The organism is Bacillus sp. FSL R5-0603, from assembly GCF_038050295.1.
GTDB classification, from domain to species: domain Bacteria; phylum Bacillota; class Bacilli; order Bacillales; family Bacillaceae; genus Bacillus; species Bacillus subtilis.
Map to the genome: position 1 here is coordinate 899487 of NZ_JBBOYP010000001.1, position 23271 is coordinate 922757.

Genomic DNA, 23271 nt, shown 5'->3' on the forward strand with positions numbered 1-23271 from the left:
GTTGAGTGTATACATATGTCTCAATTCGGACTAAAGGAGTTGTACCCAGTGATTAAAGCGTTAATTTTTGATTTTGACGGGCTTATTCTAGATACAGAAACACACGAATATGAGGTTCTTCAGGAAATATTTGAAGAGCACGGCTCAGTGCTGCCGCTATCTGTCTGGGGAAAGGTCATCGGAACCGCTGCGGGATTCCGGCCTTTTGACTATTTAGAAGAGCAGCTCGGGAAAAAGCTGAATCATGAAGAGCTCACACAATTGAGAAGAGAGCGGTTCGCCAAACGCATGGAAACAGAAAAAGCGAGACCTGGTGTCGAAGCGTATTTGAATGCGGCAAAGGATTTAGGCTTAAAAATAGGCCTTGCCTCCAGCTCTGATTATAAATGGGTGTCCGGCCATTTGAAGCAAATCGGCCTGTTTGATGATTTTGAAGTTATTCAAACGGCTGATGATGTGGAAGAGGTGAAGCCGAATCCTGAACTCTATTTATTGGCAGCAAAGAACCTCGGGGTATCGCCAGCGGAATGTCTCGCGTTTGAGGATTCTGTCAATGGTTCGATTGCTGCGAAACGTGCAGGCATGAAGTGTGTCATTGTCCCGAATAAAGTAACGGGTACCTTGATGTTTGAAGACTATGATCACAGGCTTGAATCAATGGCGGAGATGGAGCTCGCCCTATTGCTTGATCATCTGAACTCACAAAACTAGAAAGGAGCGAGTAGGTTGTCTGAGAAATTAGATTTGACCCGGTTTGAAAAGAAAATGGTGATCCGCAATATCGAAGAGAAAGACATCGACAAGATTATCGATCTTCAAAAGGACTGCTTTCCAGGAATGGAGCCTTGGAAGCGGGAGCATTTAATCAGCCATTTGGAGCATTTTCCAGACGGGCAGTTTTGTGCAGAATTCGAAGGTGAAATTATCGGTTCGTGCTCAAGTCTCCTGATTAACTTTGATGAATATGATGACCGCCATACGTGGCAGGACATTACAGATGACGGTTATATCACCAACCATAATCCTGACGGCTTGAATATGTACGGAATTGAAGTCATGGTGGACCCGAAGTACAGACGAATGAAGATCGGCCACCGTTTGTACGAGGCGAGAAAGGACTTAGCCAGACGCTTAAACCTGAAAAGCATCATCATAGGCGGACGGATTCCAAACTATCACAAATATGCAAAGGAAATGACAGCGAGAGAGTATGTTGAACAGGTGACACGCCACCAAATATACGATCCGGTTCTGTCTTTTCAGCTGATGAACGGCTTTACCCTTATGCGAATTAACCCGAATTATCTCCCAGATGATACAGCTTCGATCAAATATGCGACGCTGATGGAATGGAATAATGTCGATTATCTACCGCAGCAGACAAAACGCTATTATAAATCGGCGTTCCCTGTTAGAATTTGTGTGATTCAATACGAAATGAAGAAAATTTATTCCTTTGAGGAATTTGCGAATCAAGTAGAATACTATGTCGATGTTGCTTCCGATGCAAGATCTGATTTTGCGGTGTTCCCGGAAATTTTCACAACCCAGCTGATGTCCTTCCTTGAGGAACGGTCACCGAGCTTGGCGGTGCAGAGAATTACTGAGTATACAGAAGATTACATCAGCCTGTTTACTGACTTGGCTGTGAAGTATAACGTCAACATTATCGGCGGATCTCATTTCGTTGAAGAGGAAGGCAAGATCTATAATATCGCTTACCTGTTCAGACGGGACGGAACAATCGAAAAGCAATACAAACTCCATATTACGCCGAATGAACGGAAATGGTGGGGGATTAGCGCAGGAGACCAGGTTCGCGTGTTTGATACGGACTGCGGGAAAATCGCGATCCAGATCTGTTATGACATTGAATTTCCTGAGCTTGCCCGGATTGCGGCTGATAAAGGAGCCAAAATCATCTTTACGCCATTTTGTACAGAAGACCGTCAAGGCTATCTGCGTGTCAGATACTGTTCGCAGGCTAGAGCGGTTGAAAATCAAATATATACGGTTATCTCTGGAACGGTCGGAAACCTTCCGCAAACGGAAAACATGGATATCCAATACGCCCAGTCAGGCATCTTTGCCCCGTCTGATTTTGAATTCGCTCGTGACGGCATTGTCGGCGAAACAAACCCGAATATTGAAATGGTCGTCATCGGCGATGTTGACCTGGAAATTCTCAGAAGACAGCGCCAAAACGGTACAGTGCGCCAGCTAAAAGACAGACGGCGTGATATTTATCATATTCAATATAAAAAATAATTCCCAAAAAACCCGCCTGAATTGGCGGGTTTTTTAAAACAAAAGCGGAATTGTTTAGGTGCTATCTTTAAAATAAAAGTAGGTATAGTGGAGGTGCCTTATGGAGTTTCTGTATTTTCGCCATTTCCTATATCATACAGAAAACGGCTAGGCTTCACATTGCTATTGCAATGGCTGTCCAAGTTGTTTCGAGTGCGACCTTTATCAGTACGATGCTGAGCATTGCCACTTTGCCTGTTTTGCTTTGGAAGCTGCATCCTCTTTCTTCTTGAGAAAGGGGATGTTTTATTATTTACGCGGTTTATTGACTCTGACCCGGTCTGGCTTTATATTGAAGGCAGGGAAATCATCACCAAGAATCACATAAAGAGAAGGTCTGTTTCAATTGAATTGGCATTATAGGGAACGCTAATGAAATGGAGATGATGGGGATGGAAAACATTCAGCAAAATCAGGGATTAAAGCAAAAAGATGAGCAATTTGTGTGGCATGCCATGAAGGGAGCGCATCAAGCGGACAGCCTGATAGCCCAGAAGGCCGAGGGGGCCTGGGTAACCGACATAGACGGACGCCGCTATTTGGATGCGATGTCCGGTTTGTGGTGCGTCAACATTGGTTACGGCAGAAAGGAGCTTGCGGAGGCTGCCTATGAGCAACTAAAGGAGCTGCCTTACTACCCGTTAACGCAAAGTCACGCACCCGCAATTCAACTGGCGGAAAAGCTGAATGAATGGCTTGGCGGCGATTATGTTATCTTTTTTTCCAACAGCGGATCGGAAGCAAACGAAACTGCTTTTAAAATTGCCCGCCAGTACCATCTGCAAAACGGCGACCACAGCCGTTATAAATTCATCTCAAGATATCGGGCATACCACGGCAATACATTGGGAGCGCTCTCAGCTACCGGACAGGCGCAGCGCAAATATAAATACGAGCCTTTGAGCCAAGGGTTCCTGCATGCAGCTCCGCCAGATATATACCGGAATCCTGATGATGCAGACACGCTTGAAAGCGCAAATGAAATCGACCGCATCATGACATGGGAATTAAGCGAAACGATTGCCGGGGTCATTATGGAGCCCATCATTACAGGCGGAGGCATCCTAATGCCGCCGGACGGATATATGAAGAAGGTGGAGGACATTTGCCGGCGCCACGGAGCCCTTTTGATTTGCGATGAAGTGATCTGCGGGTTTGGACGGACAGGTGAGCCGTTCGGGTTTATGCACTACGGTGTGAAGCCTGATATCATTACGATGGCAAAGGGAATCACAAGCGCGTATCTGCCATTGTCAGCGACTGCTGTGAAACGGGACATTTTCGAAGCGTATCAGGGGGAAGCTCCTTATGACCGTTTCCGCCACGTAAACACGTTCGGCGGAAGCCCGGCTGCCTGTGCTTTGGCGTTGAAAAACCTGCAAATTATGGAGGACGAACAGTTGATTCAGCGATCCCGCGATCTTGGAGCAAAGCTTTTAGGTGAGCTTCAAGCTCTGAGAGAACACCCGGCAGTCGGGGATGTTAGAGGAAAAGGGCTGCTGATCGGAATCGAACTCGTCAAAGACAAATTGACTAAAGAGCCGGCTGATGCCGCCAAAGTAAACCAAGTGGTTGCGGCGTGCAAAGAAAAAGGGCTGATCATCGGCAAAAACGGCGATACAGTCGCCGGCTACAACAATGTCATCCAGCTTGCGCCGCCATTTTGCCTGACAGAAGAGGACCTTTCCTTTATCGTGAAAACGGTGAAAGAAAGCTTTCAAACGATATAATATAAAAGTGAATTATTAAAGGAGCACATGATGAGTTTTCACAACCAGCCGATCTTACCGGCTATTCGCAATATGAAGCAATTTGATGAGTTTTTGAACAGTTCGTTCTCTTACGGTGTTATTCTTGATATTCATCTCGGCCAGCTGAAGGGCGTGATCAAAGAAGCGCAAAAGCACGGAAAGAACATGATGGTGCACGTCGATCTCATTCAAGGGATTAAGCATGACGAATACGGTGCGGAATTTATATGTCAGGATATCAAGCCCGCTGGGATTATTTCCACAAGATCGAACGTGATTGCCAAAGCGAAGCAGAAGAAAATTTATGCCATTCAGCGCCTGTTTTTGCTTGATACAAGCGCGATGGAGAAAAGCATGGAGTTTATCGGCAAGCATAAGCCTGACTTCATCGAAGTGCTTCCTGGCATCGTTCCGACACTCATTCAGGAAATAAAAGAGAAAACAGGGATTCCCATCTTTGCCGGGGGTTTCATCCGTACGGAAGAGGATGTAGAGCAGGCATTGAAAGCGGGGGCTGTAGCTGTCACAACATCTAATACCAAATTGTGGAAAAAATATGAAAACTTTTTGACGAAAAGTGATTGACACCGCTTTCATGCACTGATACAATTGCACTAGGTTAATACATTGTGATGGAGAACTCGGAGACCACAGCAGCTCTTTACGGCAAATGTTTATGCACCCGTAAAGCGGTTTGTTGTGGTTTTTTTATTCTCTTCTTCTCTATCATGCTTTTTAATCGTGACTTTAGGAGGAATGTGCTATGACAGCATTTTGGGGAGAAGTCATCGGTACGATGCTGCTTATCATTTTTGGTGCAGGTGTTTGTGCAGGTGTCAATTTAAAGAAATCGCTTTCATTCCAGTCTGGCTGGATTGTTGTTGTATTTGGATGGGGATTGGGTGTTGCCATGGCGGCATACGCGGTTGGCGGCATCAGCGGTGCCCATTTGAATCCGGCGCTAACGATAGCGCTTGCATTTGTAGGAGATTTTCCTTGGAAAGAGGTTCCGGTTTATATTGCGGCGCAAATGATCGGAGCGATCATCGGTGCGGTGATTATTTATCTGCATTACCTCCCGCACTGGAAGTCAACGGATGATCCCGCTGCCAAGCTGGGTGTTTTCTCAACAGGGCCCAGCATTCCGCATACATTTGCAAACGTTTTAAGCGAAGTGATTGGGACATTTGTCCTTGTGCTTGGAATCTTGGCCATTGGGGCAAATCAATTTACAGAAGGACTTAATCCTTTAATCGTCGGTTTCCTCATTGTAGCAATCGGTATTTCTCTGGGAGGCACCACCGGCTATGCTATCAATCCTGCACGTGACTTAGGTCCGCGGATAGCCCACGCTTTTCTTCCGATTCCGGGGAAGGGCTCATCAAACTGGAAATACGCATGGGTTCCGGTAGTCGGCCCGATTTTAGGCGGATCATTCGGCGGCGTATTTTACAACGCTGCATTTAAAGGGCACATCACAAGCAGCTTCTGGATTGTAAGCGTTATATTGGTTGTGGTATTGTTAGGACTCTATGTTTATACGAAATCACATTCTGCTAAAACATTATCAAATTCTAAATATATTTAAACAAAGGGGAGACATCTTATGGAAACGTACATTTTATCCTTAGATCAGGGGACGACAAGTTCAAGAGCGATTCTGTTTAATAAAGAAGGCAAAATTGTCCACTCTGCTCAAAAGGAATTTACACAATACTTCCCGCATCCTGGCTGGGTTGAGCATAATGCCAATGAAATTTGGGGCTCTGTCCTCGCGGTTATCGCCTCAGTCATCTCTGAATCAGGAATCAGCGCTTCTCAAATTGCCGGCATCGGCATCACGAACCAGCGCGAGACGACGGTTGTGTGGGATAAAGATACAGGAAGTCCTGTCTATAATGCAATCGTTTGGCAGTCCAGACAGACGTCCGGCATTTGTGAGGAACTTCGTGAAAAAGGATATAATGATAAATTCAGAGAAAAAACTGGGCTTTTAATCGATCCATACTTCTCCGGCACGAAGGTGAAGTGGATTTTAGACAATGTGGAAGGCGCAAGAGAAAAAGCGGAAAAAGGCGAGCTGCTGTTTGGAACGATTGATACGTGGCTCATTTGGAAAATGTCAGGCGGAAAAGCGCATGTGACCGATTACTCCAATGCCTCAAGAACACTGATGTTTAATATTTACGATTTAAAATGGGACGATGAACTGCTCGACATTCTAGGCGTACCGAAATCCATGCTCCCTGAAGTGAAGCCGTCCTCTCATGTGTATGCGGAGACTGTTGATTATCACTTCTTCGGAAAAAATATCCCGATTGCTGGAGCGGCAGGCGACCAGCAGTCCGCATTGTTCGGCCAGGCATGCTTTGAAGAAGGCATGGGGAAAAACACTTACGGCACAGGATGTTTCATGCTGATGAATACCGGGGAAAAAGCAATTAAGTCCGAACATGGGCTTTTGACAACAATCGCTTGGGGCATTGACGGAAAAGTGAACTATGCGTTAGAAGGAAGCATTTTTGTCGCAGGCTCTGCCATCCAGTGGCTTAGAGACGGTTTGAGAATGTTCCAGGATTCATCGCTAAGCGAATCTTATGCAGAAAAAGTGGATTCAACTGACGGCGTGTATGTTGTTCCAGCATTTGTCGGACTGGGAACGCCTTACTGGGACAGCGATGTGCGCGGTTCGGTTTTCGGCCTGACAAGAGGGACAACAAAAGAGCACTTTATCCGTGCGACACTGGAGTCATTGGCTTATCAGACCAAAGATGTGCTTGACGCAATGGAAGCAGATTCAAACATTTCATTAAAGACGCTTCGTGTAGACGGAGGAGCTGTAAAAAACAATTTCCTAATGCAGTTCCAAGGAGACCTGTTGAATGTTCCTGTGGAGCGCCCGGAAATTAATGAAACGACTGCACTTGGCGCGGCTTATTTGGCAGGTATCGCTGTGGGATTCTGGAAGGACCGTTCTGAAATCGCGAACCAGTGGAATCTGGATAAACGGTTTGAACCTGAATTAGAAGAAGAAAAACGAAATGAGCTGTATAAAGGCTGGCAAAAAGCCGTAAAAGCAGCTATGGCTTTTAAATAAAGTAATACTATGGTATAATGGTTACAAGTTAATAAGAACGGTCCTGAGATGAGGAGAGACCACAGCACCAAAGTGTAAGCATGCACTTTGGCTGTTGTGGTCTCTTTTTCTATTTACCGTGACAACAAGGAGGAAACGTAATGATGAAACATCAATTTTCAAGTCTTGAAAGAGATCGCATGCTGACAGACATGACGAAAAAAACATATGACCTATTTATTATCGGAGGAGGAATTACAGGAGCCGGAACAGCTCTTGACGCGGCATCAAGGGGGATGAAGGTCGCACTAAGCGAAATGCAGGACTTTGCGGCGGGAACATCAAGCCGATCAACGAAGCTGGTACATGGCGGCTTGCGCTATTTAAAACAATTTGAAGTGAAAATGGTCGCTGAGGTAGGAAAAGAGCGGGCGATTGTGTATGAAAACGGCCCTCATGTCACTACACCGGAATGGATGCTGCTTCCGTTTCATAAAGGCGGCACATTCGGTTCATTTACAACATCTATCGGGTTAAGGGTATATGACTTCCTTGCAGGTGTGAAAAAGTCAGAACGAAGAAGCATGCTTTCAGCAAAAGAAACGCTGCAAAAAGAGCCTTTGGTGAAAAAAGACGGCTTAAAAGGCGGCGGGTATTATGTGGAATACCGCACTGACGATGCGAGACTGACCATCGAAGTCATGAAGGAAGCGGTGAAATTCGGGGCAGAGCCTGTGAATTACTCCAAAGTGAAGGAGCTTCTTTACGAAAAAGGCAAAGCCGTCGGCGTATTAATTGAAGATGTGCTGACAAAGAAAGAATATAAAGTGTATGCGAAAAAAATTGTCAATGCTACAGGCCCTTGGGTCGATCAGCTCAGAGAAAAAGACCATTCGAAAAACGGAAAGCATTTGCAGCATACAAAAGGCATTCACCTTGTATTTGACCAGTCTGTCTTTCCGCTGAAACAGGCTGTATATTTCGATACACCTGATGGACGGATGGTATTTGCGATTCCTCGTGAAGGCAAAACATACGTGGGAACAACAGACACTGTTTACAAAGAGGCGCTGGAGCATCCGCGGATGACAACGGAGGATCGTGATTATGTCATCAATTCAATCAATTACATGTTCCCGGAACTGAATATCACTGCGAATGACATCGAATCCAGCTGGGCGGGGCTGCGTCCGCTGATTCATGAAGAAGGCAAAGATCCTTCTGAAATTTCACGGAAAGACGAGATTTGGACATCTGACTCAGGACTGATCACCATTGCCGGCGGAAAATTGACTGGATACAGAAAAATGGCGGAGCACATCGTTGATCTTGTCCGTGATCGCTTAAAAGAAGAAGGCGAAAAGGATTTTGGACCATGTAAAACGAAAAACATGCCAATCTCTGGCGGGCACGTCGGCGGTTCGAAAAATCTCATGTCCTTCGTTACCGCAAAAACAAAAGAAGGAATTGCAGCCGGATTATCAGAAAAAGACGCAAAACAGCTTGCGATCAGATACGGCTCTAACGTAGATCGCGTCTTTGACCGGGTAGAAGCGCTGAAAGATGAGGCCGCGAAACGCAACATTCCGGTTCATATTCTTGCTGAGGCAGAATACAGTATAGAAGAAGAGATGACTGCAACCCCTGCTGACTTCTTTGTCCGCAGAACGGGACGTTTATTTTTCGATATCAATTGGGTAAGAACATATAAAGATGCCGTTATTGATTTTATGAGCGAGCGATTCCAATGGGATGAGCAGGCGAAAAACAAACATACAGAAAACCTCAACAAGCTTTTACACGATGCGGTCGTACCGCTTGAGCAATAAATCATAACGGGCTGTCTGCAGCCCGTTATTTCTTTTTACGTGCCGAAAGGACCAGATCTCAGGTTATCAAGTGACAGAGGCACCCGCTTCATATAAAATAATGGCATAAGCTGATACATAGGAGGACGAATATGACTTGGAGAAAGAGCTATGAACGCTGGAAACAGACAGAACATTTAGACCCGGAATTAAAAGAGCGCCTTATTGAATTAGAGGGGAATGAACAGGCCCTTGAGGACTGTTTCTATAAAGACCTTGAATTCGGTACCGGCGGAATGCGCGGGGAAATCGGCGCCGGGACAAATCGGATGAATATTTACACTGTGCGCAAAGCATCGGCCGGGTTTGCGGCATACATCTCGAAGCAAGGTGAGGAAGCGAAAAAACGGGGCGTTGTCATTGCTTATGATTCCCGCCATAAATCTCCGGAGTTCGCGATGGAAGCGGCAAAAACACTTGCGACACAAGGCATCCAAACATACGTGTTTGATGAGCTTCGCCCGACGCCAGAGCTGTCATTCGCTGTCAGACAGCTGAACGCTTATGGTGGAATTGTGGTAACGGCAAGCCATAACCCGCCTGAATATAACGGCTACAAAGTATACGGGGATGATGGCGGCCAGCTGCCTCCAAAGGAAGCGGACATCGTCATTGAGCAGGTAAACGCGATTGAAAATGAGCTGACGATCACAGTGGACGAAGAAAATAAGTTAAAAGAAAAAGGCTTAATCAAAATCATCGGTGAAGATATTGATAAAGTTTATACAGAAAAACTGACGTCCATTTCTGTACATCCTGAATTATCGGAAGAAGTAGATGTAAAGGTTGTTTTCACACCGCTGCATGGAACTGCAAATAAACCGGTCAGACGCGGTCTTGAAGCACTCGGCTACAAAAATGTAACGGTTGTCAAAGAACAGGAACTGCCGGATTCAAACTTCTCCACTGTTACATCGCCAAACCCGGAAGAGCATGCGGCATTCGAATATGCCATTAAGCTTGGGGAGGAGCAGAATGCAGATATTCTCATCGCGACAGATCCTGATGCTGACCGCCTCGGCATCGCGGTGAAAAACGATCAAGGCAAATATACAGTGCTGACAGGAAACCAAACCGGAGCGCTGCTGCTTCATTACCTGCTTTCTGAAAAGAAAAAACAAGGCATCCTGCCTGATAACGGTGTTGTTCTCAAAACGATCGTCACAAGTGAAATCGGCCGTGCTGTAGCTTCTTCATTCGGCCTTGATACGATTGATACGCTGACAGGCTTTAAGTTTATCGGTGAAAAGATTAAGGAATACGAGGCATCAGGCCAGTATACCTTCCAATTCGGTTATGAAGAGAGCTACGGTTATTTAATCGGGGATTTTGCCCGCGATAAGGACGCCATTCAGGCTGCGCTTTTGGCAGTTGAAGTTTGCGCGTTCTATAAAAAACAGGGAATGTCTTTGTATGAGGCGCTCATCAATCTCTTTAACGAGTATGGTTTTTATCGTGAAGGGCTGAAATCCCTGACGCTGAAAGGCAAACAAGGAGCAGAGCAAATTGAAGCGATTCTTGCTTCCTTCAGACAAAATCCGCCGCAGAAAATGGCGGGCAAACAGGTTGTCACAGCAGAAGATTACGCTGTAAGCAAACGGACGCTTCTGACTGAAAACAAAGAAGAAGCCATCGACTTGCCAAAATCAAATGTATTGAAATACTTCCTGGAAGACGGGTCTTGGTTCTGTCTTCGTCCTTCTGGAACTGAGCCGAAGGTGAAATTTTATTTTGCCGTAAAAGGGTCATCTTTGGAAGACAGTGAACAGCGTCTTGCCGCCCTTTCTGAAGATGTAATGAAGACGGTGGATGAAATTGTTGAGTCGACGGCAAAATAATTCAAGTATGAGCTGGGTCATTGTAAATGATCCAGCTTTTTCTTTTTCTCATTCAAAAGTCTGAAAGAAAATCATCCTACAAGTGAAGTAATGAAATACAAAAAACTGGTATAATCTTAAATACAAGATCAATGCCGGAGTGAGAAACGTGAGCAAAACGAGGATGGAAAAATTAAAAACGCTGAAAACGATTGCGGAAACCTTAAATCAAGGGCACGATATCAAAGCAACACTGGATGAGGTTTTAAAAGAGTTGCTGAGTCTGACAAACCTTCAATCCGGATGGATTTTTCTGATCGAAGAAGATGGGTCTTATACGTTAGCGGCCGACGCTTATCTGCCCCCGGCTTTAAGCCGCAAGGAAAAAGTGCTGATGTGCGAAGGGGAGTGTTACTGCCTGACGAAATTCAATAACGGAGGGCTTAGAAAGGCTGCAAATATCATGAACTGCAAACGCATCGAATCAGCAGAAAACCTGCATTGTTTTGACACAGAAGGGATTACGCATCATGCAACTGTGCCTTTAGAAGACGGGGACAGAAGATTCGGATTGTTAAATGTAGCGGCGGCCGGAAAAACCATGTTTGATGAGGAAGAGCTGCATTTACTTGAATCTGTCGCCTTTCAGATCGGAACGGCAATCCAGCGTATGAGGCTTTCCGAATATCAACAAAAAAATGCTCTTTTAATGGAGCGTAACCGACTCGCTCAGGAGCTTCACGATTCTGTCAATCAAATGCTGTTTTCCGTCAGTTTAACTGCCAAAGCTGCGAAGACACTAACAAAAGATGAGAATTTACAGCAGATGATTGATTTCATCCAAAACCTATCACAGGACGCGCTCGCAGAAATGAAAGCGTTAATTTGGCAGCTTCGCCCCGGAGGATTGGAAAAAGGGCTGGCTGAAGCCATTAAAAGCTATGGTGCGCTCATTGGATTGAAGATCATTTTTACACAAAAAGGCTGTCCTGTTCTGACTGATGAGCAGGAGCATATGCTATGGCGTGTCGTACAGGAAGCTTTAAATAACTGCAAAAAGCATGCCGGAACGGATACGGCGTATGTCAGTCTGAGGGCTTCTTTGTGCCATGCGGAGCTGGATATAATCGATCATGGGGCAGGATTTCGCTATGAAGCGCATGCCGGTCTGCCTTCACTTGGCATCAAGGGTATGAAAGAACGGGCGGAAAAAGCCGGCGCTAAGTTTTGGATTGAGTCAGCGCTTGGAACTGGAACAAAGCTGTCCATCAGGCTTCCGCTAACAAGCCGAAAAGGAGGGGCGGTATGAAAATTGTCATTGCTGATGATCATCATGTTGTCAGGAAGGGTCTGCGTTTTTTCTTTGCCACCCAGGATGATATTGAAGTTGTCGGAGAAGCTGCAACTGGAATAGAAGCTCTCCGTGTTATCGAAGAGACAAAGCCGGATCTTGTGCTAATGGATCTGTCTATGCCCGAGATGGACGGCATTCAAGCCATTAAAAAAGCAATACAGCAATTTCCGGAGACGAATATCATTGTGCTAACGAGCTACTCTGATCAGGAGCACGTCATCCCCGCGCTTCAGGCAGGCGCGAAGGCGTATCAATTAAAGGATACGGAGCCCGAGGAATTGGTGAAAACACTAAGACAAGTGCATGCTGGCGAATACAAGCTTTCTACAGCTATTATGCCCCATGTGCTGACACATATGAAAAATCAGCACGACCCGGAAAAAGAAAAATACTATCAATTAACAAGAAGGGAAAAAGACGTTCTGACTGAAATAGCAAACGGGAAAAGCAATAAAGAAATCGCAGCCGCCTTGTTTATTTCAGAAAAAACAGTAAAAACCCATGTATCGAATCTTTTAGCAAAACTTGAAGTGGCCGATCGCACGCAAGCAGCGCTTTTCGCAGTGAAATATAATCTGAATGGAGAGATCTCAAAATGAACATGTTAGTCATAAATGGCACGCCTAGAAAACATGGCAGAACAAGAATTGCTGCATCCTATATTTCAGCTCTGTATCACACGGATTTGATTGATCTAAGCGAGTTTGTATTGCCGATTTTTAACGGTGAAGCTGATCAATCTGAACTGTTGAAGGTACAGGAACTTAAGCAACGCGTTTCTAAAGCGGATGCGATTGTATTATTATCGCCTGAATATCACAGCGGCATGAGCGGCGCTTTAAAAAATGCCTTGGATTTTCTAAGCAGCGAACAATTCAAATATAAGCCCGTTGCATTATTGGCAGTAGCGGGAGGCGGAAAAGGCGGCATCAATGCGCTGAACAATATGAGAACTGTGATGCGGGGTGTCTACGCCAATGTCATTCCGAAGCAGCTGGTGCTTGATCCGGTGCATATTGATGTTGAACATGCTACAGTGGCTGAAAACATTAAGGAAAGCATAAAAGAGCTTGTCGAAGAACTCAGCATGTTCGCAAAAGCAGGAAATCCCGGCGTCTAAACGCCGGGATTTGTTTATGTGAGAAGGGCTATTTGATCTTCATAAGTCAGCTCTGTGGCATGATCAATATAACGGAGAAGGGAATACAGCATCTTTTCTAAAACGGCGTAATCCTGTTCAAAATGATACGCATGCAGAAAATGCTCAATTCGTTTTGACAACAAATCGTCCTCTGTACGCACCATTAAAATTAATAAATTATCCCATTGAGAACGATGGGTGTAATAAAGCGCTTTATCGTAATCGGCATAATCCATGAATCGCTTCTCCTTTCTTGGGTGAGAAGTTCATGATTAGTTTATGCCGCATCCTCTGTAATTGACGGGGCAAAACTTGGCGTCTGCGGCAGTAAAGGGGTAGCAATATGAGGGAGACATAAAATCAAAATGCCTGAATGAAGATATCGCTTTTGGTAAACCTATGAGGGAATATATTCTGGGTACAGGAGACTGAAAAAAATGAAATCCCTGCCGTATACCATCGCGCTTCTTTTTTGCGGATTGATTATCGTGTCAATGGCTGCAAAAGGTCATTCAACGTACACAAACGAGTCCGTTCAAAAGTGGGAACAGCTTGCCTGGAGCAAAATTCAGGATGAATATAAGGGCGCTTCATTTTCTGATTATGCTTATATGGGGCGTACAGAGGTGAATGATCAGCAGACGAAAGATGTCTTTCGGGTGACAGTCAGACAGAAAGATGACACTTTTTCTGTTCGGGCCGAAGTCTATTTTCATCCGGTGACAAATCATATGATCAGCATCAATGTCTTTAGGCTCTAATAAAAAACTGTACAGCCGTTTAAGGCCGCACAGTTTCTGTTTTTAGAAATATCGTTTTGCACCGAGATAGCGCTGTTTCCAGTAAGAGTTATTCATATTGGAAATGACAACTCCGGAATCGTTGGCATTTATGAATTCCCCGTTGCCTAGGTAAATTCCGACGTGGGAAGGGCCGGCTTTATATGTTGTAAAGAAAACGAAATCTCCGACAGCAGGCTGGCTAACTGATTTCATTGTGTTCCAATATCCCGCTGCCGTTAATCTAGATACGGATGTGACTTTGTTCAGTACATAATAAATGAATCCGCTGCAGTCAAACCCGGACGGTGTCGTGCCTCCCCAGCGATACGGAACCCCAAGCTGCGCTTTAGCGGCTGAAATCATTGTGTTAATCTTCGCACTCGTTGAGCTGGTGGTGTTTGAAGAACCGGATGAAGACGATGATGAAGCTTTTCCGGAAATGACCAGCTTTTGGCCAACCTGCAAGACATCCGTTTTTAAATTGTTTTTCTCACGAATTTGCTGAGCTGTTACATTAAATTTTTGAGCAATCACCCATAAGGAATCACCGCTTTTCACCGTGTATGTAGTCGTCGTGCCGGAGCTTGCATTTGACGAAGAAGACGACGATGATGAAGAGCCTGAAGATGCTTTACCTGTCAGCTTTAATACTTGTCCAACGTACAGCACATCTGATTTCAGATTGTTGATATTACGGATTTGCTGTACAGTCAGGTTATAGTTGTTTGCGATTTTCCAAAGTGAATCACCGCTTTTAACGGTATATTTAGTTGTTGCTGAAGTTTGGTTCGATTTGGATGAATTGTCTTTAGAAGACGTATCAGAGCCGCTTGATTTTGTTTTCAACACCTGATTCACGTAAATGGTGTCTGATTTTAAGTTGTTCAAGACCTTCAATTCAGCGATGGACATATTGACTTTGTTTGCAATTTTCCAAAGTGAATCTCCAAGCTGCACCTTATATGTTCCCGTAGAAGATGAAGAACTTGAACTCTTATTAGAACTGCTTTTTGAACTGGAGCTTGAACTCTTATTAGAACTGCTTTTTGTACTGGAACTTGAAGAAACAGTACCGGACACCTTTAATTTCTGCCCAGCACGAATTAAATCGCTGCTTAGTCCGTTTAATTTTTTCAGTTCCTGCACCGACATTTTAAACTCATTTGCGATCAGCCAAAGTGAATCTCCGCTTTTCACTGTGTAAACAGAACTTCCGCTCTTCTTGGTTGTTGAGCTTGAAGTAGATGAAGAAGTGCTGGAATTGCTGCCTGGAATAGTAAGCGTCTGGCCGATCGACAGAACAGTAGTCGAAAGATGATTGGCGGATGTGAGGGCCGCCACACTGGTGTTATAGGTTTGGGCCAGTTTCCATAAAGAATCTCCGCTTTTGACCTTAATCGTTGCTGCTTCAGCTGGTGTCACTACTAAAGTTGTGCCGACAATCGCAGATGCTGTCAGCCCTGCTGCTAATTTCTTTTTCATCTTAGCTCTCCTTTTTCCCCCAATGATTTTGCATTTGCTGTTTCTTTTTTATATCGGCACATTTGTCTCATCGTTTTGCCTTTTTATAAAAATAGCCAAATTATCTTAACAATAAGGGGGAAAAAGGGCATAAAAAAAGAAGGAATCTTGATCTATTCCTTCATTTTTAAAAGCTTCATGATATCTTCTTTGTTTTTGACGAGGTCGCGCAGTGTGTATTTGTCTAAAACTGCGAGGTAGGCTAAAAGCGCTTCATTCAGCACATGTTTTAAGCCGCAAACCGGGGAAATAACGCAGAGATTCTTGTTCGCATCAAAACATTCAACAATATTAAAATCGTCCTCCGTTTTTCTGACAACCTCACCGATGTTGATGTCTTCAGGTTCCATGCCTAATCGTATGCCGCCGCCCCGTCCGCGTATCGTTTCTACGTAGCCGAGCTGGCCGAGCCTGTATATGACTTTCATGAGATGATTTTTTGAAATAGAATACGTTTCGGCAATCTGTTTTATATTTGAAAGTTCTCCGGGACGCTCTGCAGCCAGAAAAATCAACACTCTTAATGAATAATCTGTATAATTGGTTAACTTCATAATAAGACCTCAGAATAAGACATTTTCTATATCTTATCATAATCGATTGAAAAATGAAAAAAAAGGAATTAAAAAACATGCACCCAGCTGGGTGCATGTTTTTTGCTTACAGGTCATTCGGCGGATTTTGGTTTTTACGGTTTTTTTCGATTTCTGTGTTTTGCATTTTGCGTTCAAATGTAGACAGATAACGTGATGCAAAATCCTTACCGCCAAGGCCGAAGGATAAACCAAAAGCGAGTGCGAAGCCGCTAAGAACGATGATGAAGGCGGAATTGACGATTGTCGCAGCGACACCAAGCTGATCCAGGGCCATAAAGAAAGCAAGTGCGATAATCGTATATTTAGCAATAGGCGCTAAAGACTTGAATTCCTGACCTTTTATCATGCTTGCGAGCACTTTTCTCACCAATTCTCCTGCGTAAAGGCCGAGTCCGAGAATGAATACGGCGACAAGGACATTCGGCAGATACGCGATGACGCCGGTGGCAATTTGTACGAGAAAGTGCAGCCGAACAATTTGAAGCGCCTCAGCTGTAAAGAGCAGAATGACAATGATTTGCGCAATCATACCGACAACTTGAGACAAGGACAGCTTTGCAGGCGTTCCGGCTTCCATGCCCATTTTCCCTAAGACAGAATCAAAGCCTGCGCGATGGAGCAGTCCGGACACCATGGATTTCACCCATTTTCCTGTCCAGATACCCGCTAATACAAGCACGATGGCAATCATGATGTTCGGAAGCATGTTTAAAATCGTATTCAGCATAGAGACAGCCGGTTTTGAAATGCCGGCGACATCCAGCTGATCAAGCGCTGAAATGACCACCGGAATCATAATCAGCACATAAGCGATTGTTCCGATGACTGCTGAAAGGCTTGTGTCTTTTAAGTAAATTGATAAACCCATACGTGCCGCGAATCTTTCCGTGCCGATGCTTGCAAGGAAATTCGCAATGATATCACGGACAAGGCGAGCAACAAGCCAGCCGATTAATACGATAAGCGCCGCTGCAAATAATTTCGGCAGAAAAGCGAGCACGCTTTCCATCATATTTGTAAAAGGACCTGAAATGCCGCTGATTTTCAAAGAAGATAAGACCCCTGGCAGAAAAACAAGCAGCACGAGATAAAAGACAATTTGTGAAGCGGTATTGACAGCCTGGTGAATATCTTTTCCTTCAGACACCAAATTCCACTTGCGCAGTTTGTCACTCGTGTTCAGCTTCATCCCGATTTTTTTGACAAGGAAGCTCAAAACAGAGGCTGCAGCCCATCCTAACAGCAGAATGAGTCCGGCTTTCAGCACGCTTGGGATCGCAGCTGCAATCGCCGAAAGCATACTGACAAACGGCGATGCCACTGTTGTCAGGTGCAAAATGTTAAAGAATAAAATAAAGACGATGATCAATGCGATAAAATAAACGACCTTGCTTATGACTTTTTCCGAGGAATAGCGTGAAGGCTTTTTCCCAGCAAAGAGCTTGTCGTCGATTTTTGTTTTGCTGAGTCCTTTGTATACCGCTTTTTCAATGATTTTAGCAATAGCCCAGCCGATTAATAAAACGAGTAAAGCAATGATTACGTTTGGCAGCTTACTGAGATAAGAAGAAAGCACGTCTGCTACATTCAATTGGTATCGCTCCTTTTTCGTAGTATGGTGTGTGTTTACCCACTGATCCAATAAGCAAACAGATGAATGTGCCGGGGGAATTTTTTCTTGCCCGAGTGAGACTATCATCTTTTGTATGGCGGGCTCATACATTATAGATAAGTCCAAGTAGGGGGGATTCGGTTGAACGCGGAGGAGAAGAAGGGATTACAGCGGGCAATTGAGGAAATTACCGAAATTGCAAAAGGATTCGGCCTTGATTTCTACCCGATGAGATATGAAATCTGCCCGGCTGAAATTATTTATACATTTGGCGCGTACGGGATGCCGACAAGATTCAGCCACTGGAGCTTCGGCAAGCAGTTTCATAAGATGAAGCTGCACTATGATCTAGGGTTAAGTAAGATCTATGAGCTGGTCATTAACTCAGATCCATGCTACGCTTTTTTGCTGGACAGCAACTCACTGATCCAAAATAAATTGATTGTCGCACACGTTCTTGCCCATTGCGATTTCTTCAAAAACAACTGCCGTTTCCAAAACACGAAGCGCGATATGGTGGAAAGCATGGCGGCAACGGCTGAACGGATAAAACACTATGAGCAGGTTCACGGGATTAAAGAAGTGGAATCTTTTTTAGATGCGATCCTTTCGATTCAGGAGCATATCGATCCGTCGTTGGTCCGACCAAAGCTCCAATGGAGTGTGGATGATGAGGAAGAGGAGATTGAAGAGGCAGCCACGCCTTACGATGATCTATGGTCTTTGGATGAAAAGAAACCGAAAAAACAAGTGAAAAAATCGAAAAAACCGTTCCCGCCGCGGCCTGAAAAAGATATCCTGCTTTTTATCGAGGAGCATTCCCGAGAGCTGGAGCCATGGCAGCGTGATATATTAACGATGATGAGAGAGGAAATGCTTTATTTCTGGCCTCAGCTGGAAACCAAGATTATGAATGAGGGCTGGGCTTCCTATTGGCACCAGCGAATTATACGTGAGCTTGATTTAACCTCTGATGAAGCGATCGAGTTCGCCAAGCTGAATGCAGGTGTCGTTCAGCCGTCCAAAACAGGCATTAATCCTTATTATTTAGGGCTAAAAATATTTGAAGACATTGAGGAGAGGTACAACAACCCGACGGAGGAAATGAAGAAAATGGGCGTGCAGCCTGACTCCGGCCGGGAGAAAATGTTTGAGGTCAGGGAGATTGAATCCGATATCTCTTTCATCCGCAATTATTTAACCAAAGAATTAGTCATGCGCGAGGATCTTTATTTGTTTCAAAAACAGGGCCGAGATTATAAAATCATCGATAAACAGTGGAAGTCGGTGCGCGACCAGCTCGTAAGCATGCGGGTAAATGGCGGTTTTCCATATTTGACAGTAAACGACGGCGATTATATGAAAAATAACGAGCTCTATATTAAGCATTGGTATGAAGGAATAGAGTTAGATTTGAAATATTTGGAGAAGGTGCTTCCTTATTTATTCCAGCTTTGGGGAAGAAGCGTGCACATTGAGTCTGTGCTTGAGGATAAGGAAGTCATGTTTTCGTACGACGGAAAAGGTGTTCACCGCAGATATTTATAAAAAAGAGGATGCAGCGTTCTGCATCCTTTTTATTTTCCAGTTTTTAAAATCTTAAATATGATGTTTGCCTGGTCCGTATTGTTAATCAATCCGCGGAATTTTTCTTTTCCGGGGCCGTACGCGTATACCGGTACTTCTTCGCCGGTATGATCGGTACTCGTCCATCCGCTGTTGGAGCGAGTATTAAAAATCTTGATGATGGCTTTGTAGGCCCCTTTGCTTTTGTCAGCCTGTGCAGCTGCTTCAACGCTTTTGATTTCTTCAGATGTGACTTTCAGATTGCCATAGCGGGCGAGCACATCTTTAACCGGCTTGCCTTCACTGATTTTTTTGGCCATGAATTCAGGTGTTTTCTTAGCGGAGAGAATCGGTTCTGCGTGCCAATTCTTTTCCCCGTTTGCGCCAATGGTAAAGCCGCCGGTTGTATGGTCAGCAGTTGCAATCACAAGTGTATGTTTGTCTTTTTTCGCAAATTCAATCGCGGCTTTATAGGCCTGTTCAAAATCTTTAACCTCGCTCATGGCTCCTACTGTATCATTGTCATGGGCCGCCCAGTCAATCTGGCTCCCTTCGACCATCAAGAAAAATCCTTTTTTGTTTTGGTTCAGGCGATCAATTGCTGAAACCGTCATTTCTTTGAGAGACGGTGTTTTGCTGTCACGGTCGAGCGCTTTAGCAAGCCCTCCATCTGCGAAAAGCCCGAGCACCTGCTGATCTTTATTTTTTTTCAATGCTTGTTTAGTTGTCACATAGCTGTAGCCGGCTTGTTTGAATTCCTTTGTCAAGTTTCTGTCCTTGCGGTTAAAATAAGATTTTCCGCCGCCGAGCAGCACGTCTATTTTATGTTTGCCTTTTATTTTGTCATCCATATAGCTGTTGGCGATTTGGTCCATGTTTTTCCGTGATTCATTGTGGGCGCCATATGCGGCTGGAGTGGCGTGGTTAATTTCAGACGTGGCGACAAGCCCTGTTGACTTGCCTTGCTGTTTGGCCTCTTCAAGTACAGATTTCACTTTTTTTCCGTTTTTATCGACGCCAATTGCATTGTTATATGTCTTAACGCCTGTCGCTAATGCTGTTCCGGCTGCTGCTGAATCTGTAATATTATAGTCAGGGTCATCCGGATGCGTCATCATCATGCCTGTCAGGTTCCGGTCAAATTCTGTTAACTTCGGGTTATTCGGTGTGTCACCGTTATTTTTCATGGAACGGTAGGCTCTTATGTAAGGCGTCCCCATGCCGTCGCCTATCATCACAATGACATTTCTGATCTCAGCTTTGTCTTGTTTTTTGGCGCTGGCCTTTTCTGTTTGCTGAAGCTCAGCTCCGGCAAAGATTCCAGCTGTAAGGACAGAAACAGCGGCGATTGGCAGAAGTTTTGATTTCATATTTTGAAACAAACTCATTATTTTCATGCCTCCTTTAATGTATTCCGTTTATCATGTTAGGGAAATTTTGTTAAATGCGGCTGTTGATCATGTAAACAATAAGTAAAGCCTTGTAAGGAAATGAAAAAACGCTTTTCGTTATCTTGCCTTATTTGATGTAAAGCATTCATTTTTCAGAAAAATCTTTACCTCTCTGTCTTTGCATGATATGTTTGTTTAAATAAAAAAACTGCGGATAACCACAGCTCTCCTCGAATATTCTTTATCACTCATTTTTCCGATATGTGAGCCGACCCCGAAAGTTTTTCATTTATTTCCTTTATGTTGAAAAACATCCCATAAAACATGACAAAAGCACTCGTTTTTTGTCACCTTTGCAACGAAAATGAAATATTTAATACCCTTAAAAACTTTTTTTTAGAACGAATAATTAAGAAATTTGTCACATGAAGTCAAGACTATTTCTGATGGGAATCTATCCTTATAATAGAAATCAATAAGATTAATTAAAAAAAAGAGATACATATATAGAGAGTTAACATTTGGGGAGGAAAATATGAAAAAGCAAATCATTACAGCTACGACAGCAGTCGTTTTAGGATCGACGTTATTTGCAGGAGCGGCATCTGCACAAAGCATTAAGGTGAAAAAAGGCGACACGTTATGGGATCTTTCAAGAAAATACGACACAACGATCAGTAAAATTAAATCAGAGAACCACCTTCGTTCAGACATTATTTATGTGGGACAAACTTTATCGATTAACGGCAAATCTACAAGTTCAAAAAGCAGCAGTTCTTCTACCTCTTCTTCTACATACAAAGTAAAGAGCGGGGACAGCCTTTGGAAAATTTCAAAAAAATACGGCATGACAATCAATGAACTGAAGAAGCTGAATGGCTTAAAATCAGATTTGCTTCGTGTTGGACAAGTCCTGAAACTGAAAGGTTCAACTAGTTCAAGCAGCTCCAGCTCATCAAAAGTGTCATCGTCTTCAACTTCTACTTATAAAGTGAAGAGCGGAGACAGCCTTTCTAAAATTGCGAGCAAATACGGCACTACGGTTAGCAAATTAAAAAGCTTAAACGGCTTAAAATCAGATGTAATCTATGTCAACCAAGTATTGAAGGTGAAAGGAACAAGCACAAGCAGCTCAAAACCTGCTTCATCTTCATCATCTTCAAGCAGCAAAACGTCATCTACATCACTTAATGTGAGCAAGCTGGTTTCTGATGCAAAAGCGTTAGTCGGAACGCCATATAAATGGGGCGGAACGACAACTTCCGGCTTTGACTGCAGCGGATTCATTTGGTACGTACTGAATAAACAAACAAGTGTGGGCAGAACAAGCACTGCAGGATACTGGAGTTCTATGAAGAGCATTGCCAGCCCGTCTGTTGGTGATTTCGTCTTCTTCACAACATATAAATCCGGCCCTTCTCACATGGGGATTTACATTGGAAACAACAGTTTCATTCATGCAGGATCTGACGGCGTACAAATCAGCAGCCTGAACAACAGCTACTGGAAGCCTCGTTACCTCGGTGCGAAAAGATTCTAATTTTTAGAGAAAACCCGTTCATTGGAACGGGTTTTTTTCATTAGACGGAGCACAGGCGTTTTGGTTGCTCCTAAAAATGAAAATGTGATAAAAAATCCAAGAATTTTTTTTCTTTCTTATTTTCATAAAGGGCAATCGCGTAAGCGCCGGCATAGGGCAGCTGTACAGACTGATAAGGAATTCTGATCATCTGTTTCTCTGCTAACTCACGCTTTACTGTAGATAAAGGCAGAAATGAAACTCCGAGTCCTTCCTTGATAAACCGTTTCGTTATATGTGTTTGAGTGACCTTCATTGTTCTCACAAATGGAAAAGTCATTCTGACTTGACGGAGCAAGTCGTCCCAGTAATCAGGGTGATTGTGGGTCAAAAGCAGGTATTGTTCGAGCACCTCTTTGGCATCAATTTCGTTGTCTTCTATGAAACGCTTATCGGGCGGGGCAACAAGGACGACAGGGTCTTTGTATAGGCAGTGGCAGCTTAAAGAAGAAGACTGTACCTTTAAACAGCTTAGTCCGATATCTGCTTCCCCGGCTTTAATCAGTGACGCGATTTCCGCTGATTCGAAAATTGTAACCGCCATTTCTGTTTCCGTATTCATTGCTGTGTACCGTTTCATGACAGAAGGAAGCACAGTATCTGCAATAAGCGGAGAAACCGCGAGCTGTAAGGTTTGAGAGTAGCCTTGTCTCACTCTGTGAAGCTCTGCCATGCTGTTTTCATAATCATCAAGAAGCCTGAGCGCATACGGCAAATACGCCCTGCCTTCATCAGTCAGCTGGATTTGCCTGCCTTTACGCTCGAACAGCTTGCAGCTGATTTCTTTTTCTAATTGCTTGATATGTACGGTCACAGTAGGCTGAGATAAGAAAAGCGTTTCCGCCGTTTTTCGGAAGTTCTCATATTTTGCAGCGGTCACAAAGGTGTGAAGCCATTTGAAATCCATTTC

General features: G+C 44.2%; 20 protein-coding genes and 1 pseudogene. 15 read left to right on the forward strand and 6 right to left on the reverse strand.

Translation table 11 applies throughout. The features are described 5' to 3' along the window. Positions 1 to 48 precede the first annotated feature (48 nt). The 12 genes and pseudogenes from NYE56_RS04600 (at position 49) to yhdA (ending at position 13293) form a co-directional block, all read left to right on the forward strand. Positions 49 to 711, forward strand: a complete 663-nt coding sequence (locus NYE56_RS04600) for an HAD family hydrolase (protein WP_341283528.1) — start codon at positions 49 to 51, stop codon at positions 709 to 711. A 15-nt stretch (positions 712 to 726) separates the two neighbouring features. Then, entirely contained in the window at positions 727 to 2268 is a 1542-nt protein-coding gene (locus NYE56_RS04605; protein WP_341283529.1) for a bifunctional GNAT family N-acetyltransferase/carbon-nitrogen hydrolase family protein, read from the forward strand. 170 nt (positions 2269 to 2438) lie between these two features. Then, positions 2439 to 2540 (forward strand): annotated as a pseudogene (locus tag NYE56_RS21300) (AEC family transporter); the annotation flags it as partial. Positions 2541 to 2684: 144 nt separating this feature from the next. Beyond that, complete coding sequence (locus NYE56_RS04610) at positions 2685 to 4037, forward strand: aspartate aminotransferase family protein (protein WP_003233390.1); 1353 nt, start codon at positions 2685 to 2687, stop codon at positions 4035 to 4037. A 27-nt stretch (positions 4038 to 4064) separates the two neighbouring features. Next, entirely contained in the window at positions 4065 to 4643 is a 579-nt protein-coding gene (glpP, locus tag NYE56_RS04615) for a glycerol uptake operon antiterminator GlpP (RefSeq protein WP_341283530.1), read from the forward strand. A 178-nt stretch (positions 4644 to 4821) separates the two neighbouring features. Further along, positions 4822 to 5646 carry a glycerol uptake facilitator protein GlpF gene (gene glpF / locus NYE56_RS04620; protein ID WP_003233386.1) on the forward strand — a complete coding sequence of 275 codons (825 nt, stop codon included), beginning with the start codon at positions 4822 to 4824 and terminating at the stop codon, positions 5644 to 5646. A gap of 18 nt (positions 5647 to 5664) precedes the next feature. Further along, positions 5665 to 7155 carry a glycerol kinase GlpK gene (gene glpK / locus NYE56_RS04625; protein ID WP_003233384.1) on the forward strand — a complete coding sequence of 497 codons (1491 nt, stop codon included), beginning with the start codon at positions 5665 to 5667 and terminating at the stop codon, positions 7153 to 7155. 140 nt (positions 7156 to 7295) lie between these two features. After that, the gene (gene glpD / locus NYE56_RS04630) at positions 7296 to 8963 is read left to right on the forward strand and encodes a glycerol-3-phosphate dehydrogenase (RefSeq protein WP_015715569.1); all 1668 of its coding nucleotides are present in this window, start codon (positions 7296 to 7298) and stop codon (positions 8961 to 8963) included. Between the two features lie 131 nt (positions 8964 to 9094). After that, entirely contained in the window at positions 9095 to 10840 is a 1746-nt protein-coding gene (gene pgcA / locus NYE56_RS04635) for a phosphoglucomutase (RefSeq protein WP_042977697.1), read from the forward strand. A gap of 148 nt (positions 10841 to 10988) precedes the next feature. Then, positions 10989 to 12128, forward strand: a complete 1140-nt coding sequence (gene yhcY, locus NYE56_RS04640; RefSeq protein WP_185184175.1) for a two-component system sensor histidine kinase YhcY — start codon at positions 10989 to 10991, stop codon at positions 12126 to 12128. Next, positions 12125 to 12772, forward strand: a complete 648-nt coding sequence (gene yhcZ, locus NYE56_RS04645) for a two-component system response regulator YhcZ (protein WP_021479675.1) — start codon at positions 12125 to 12127, stop codon at positions 12770 to 12772. The genes yhcY and yhcZ overlap by 4 nt, the downstream gene beginning before the upstream one ends. Further along, positions 12769 to 13293 carry an FMN-dependent NADPH-azoreductase gene (gene yhdA / locus NYE56_RS04650; protein WP_047182341.1) on the forward strand — a complete coding sequence of 175 codons (525 nt, stop codon included), beginning with the start codon at positions 12769 to 12771 and terminating at the stop codon, positions 13291 to 13293. The genes yhcZ and yhdA overlap by 4 nt, the downstream gene beginning before the upstream one ends. A gap of 14 nt (positions 13294 to 13307) precedes the next feature. Here the strand turns inward: yhdA and NYE56_RS04655 are convergent, their stop codons facing one another. Next, positions 13308 to 13550, reverse strand: a complete 243-nt coding sequence (locus NYE56_RS04655; protein ID WP_003233373.1) for a YhdB family protein — start codon at positions 13548 to 13550, stop codon at positions 13308 to 13310. 201 nt (positions 13551 to 13751) lie between these two features. Here NYE56_RS04655 and NYE56_RS04660 point away from each other — a divergent pair, with 201 nt between their 5' ends. Next, positions 13752 to 14075 carry a YqzG/YhdC family protein gene (locus tag NYE56_RS04660; protein WP_341283531.1) on the forward strand — a complete coding sequence of 108 codons (324 nt, stop codon included), beginning with the start codon at positions 13752 to 13754 and terminating at the stop codon, positions 14073 to 14075. A gap of 42 nt (positions 14076 to 14117) precedes the next feature. Here NYE56_RS04660 and lytF read toward each other — a convergent pair whose 3' ends face one another. From lytF to NYE56_RS04675, 3 genes are all read right to left on the reverse strand, one after another. After that, entirely contained in the window at positions 14118 to 15578 is a 1461-nt protein-coding gene (gene lytF, locus NYE56_RS04665) for a peptidoglycan endopeptidase LytF (protein WP_341283532.1), read from the reverse strand. Positions 15579 to 15730: 152 nt separating this feature from the next. Then, positions 15731 to 16171, reverse strand: a complete 441-nt coding sequence (gene nsrR, locus NYE56_RS04670; RefSeq protein WP_014479293.1) for a nitric oxide-sensing transcriptional repressor NsrR — start codon at positions 16169 to 16171, stop codon at positions 15731 to 15733. A gap of 106 nt (positions 16172 to 16277) precedes the next feature. Next, complete coding sequence (locus NYE56_RS04675; protein WP_445684722.1) at positions 16278 to 17804, reverse strand: mechanosensitive ion channel; 1527 nt, start codon at positions 17802 to 17804, stop codon at positions 16278 to 16280. A gap of 162 nt (positions 17805 to 17966) precedes the next feature. On the opposite strand from NYE56_RS04675, the gene spoVR reads away from it, so the two are divergent. Then, positions 17967 to 19373: a stage V sporulation protein SpoVR gene (gene spoVR / locus NYE56_RS04680; protein ID WP_014479295.1), complete on the forward strand. Its 1407-nt coding sequence runs from the start codon at positions 17967 to 17969 to the stop codon at positions 19371 to 19373. Between the two features lie 29 nt (positions 19374 to 19402). Here the strand turns inward: spoVR and phoA are convergent, their stop codons facing one another. Continuing rightward, positions 19403 to 20788: an alkaline phosphatase PhoA gene (gene phoA / locus NYE56_RS04685; protein ID WP_341283534.1), complete on the reverse strand. Its 1386-nt coding sequence runs from the start codon at positions 20786 to 20788 to the stop codon at positions 19403 to 19405. Between the two features lie 529 nt (positions 20789 to 21317). Here phoA and lytE point away from each other — a divergent pair. Continuing rightward, positions 21318 to 22322 carry a peptidoglycan endopeptidase LytE gene (gene lytE / locus NYE56_RS04690; protein WP_021479670.1) on the forward strand — a complete coding sequence of 335 codons (1005 nt, stop codon included), beginning with the start codon at positions 21318 to 21320 and terminating at the stop codon, positions 22320 to 22322. 70 nt (positions 22323 to 22392) lie between these two features. Here lytE and citR read toward each other — a convergent pair whose 3' ends face one another. After that, entirely contained in the window at positions 22393 to 23268 is an 876-nt protein-coding gene (gene citR, locus NYE56_RS04695) for a transcriptional regulator CitR (protein WP_003233357.1), read from the reverse strand. Positions 23269 to 23271: the final 3 nt, after the last annotated feature.